The sequence below is a fragment of the Actinomadura formosensis NBRC 14204 genome (genome assembly GCF_001552155.1).
In the GTDB taxonomy this organism is placed as follows: Bacteria; Actinomycetota; Actinomycetes; order Streptosporangiales; family Streptosporangiaceae; genus Spirillospora; species Spirillospora formosensis.
The window spans coordinates 1-545 of the sequence record NZ_BCQQ01000331.1 but is presented as its reverse complement, the minus strand read 5'-3'; the positions used below and the strand labels follow the sequence as shown (position 1 = coordinate 545).

Sequence of the window (545 nt, the reverse complement as noted above, 5' to 3'; positions counted from 1 at the left end):
GCTGCTCGCCACTTATGGGAAGGACCGGGATCCCGGGAAGCCGTTGTGGCTGGGGTCGTTGAAGTCCAACATCGGGCACACGCAGGCCGCCGCGGGCGTAGGCAGCGTGATCAAGATGGTGCAGGCGCTGCGGCACGGTGTGCTGCCCCCGACGCTGCACGTACGGAAGCCGACGACCGAGGTGGACTGGTCGGCGGGAGCGGTCGAGCTCTTGACCGAGGCGCGGGAGTGGCCGCGCAACGGTCGTCCGCGCCGGGCCGGGGTCTCGGCGTTCGGGATCAGCGGGACCAACGTGCATCTGATCCTGGAGGAGGCCCCCGAGGAACCGGAGCCGGACCTTGGCGACGGGGAGTCCACGGGCGTCGTGCCACTGCCGGTGTCTGCGCGCAGCACCGTTTCCCTGGCAGGACAGGCCGGGCGGCTGGCGGCGTTCCTCGATGGGGCTGATGAGCCGTTGTTGCCGCGCGTGGCGGGTGCGTTGGTGACGGGCCGGGCTGTGTTCGGTGAGCGTGCCGTGGTGGTGGCGGGGTCTTGTGAGGAGGCGC

General features: G+C 71.0%; 1 protein-coding gene. It reads left to right on the top strand.

The features are described from left to right. Positions 1-58: 58 nt before the first annotated feature. Positions 59-545, top strand: a 487-nt coding sequence (locus AF1_RS32790; RefSeq protein WP_303621266.1) for a ketoacyl-synthetase C-terminal extension domain-containing protein, incomplete at its 3' end; no start/stop codon positions are given.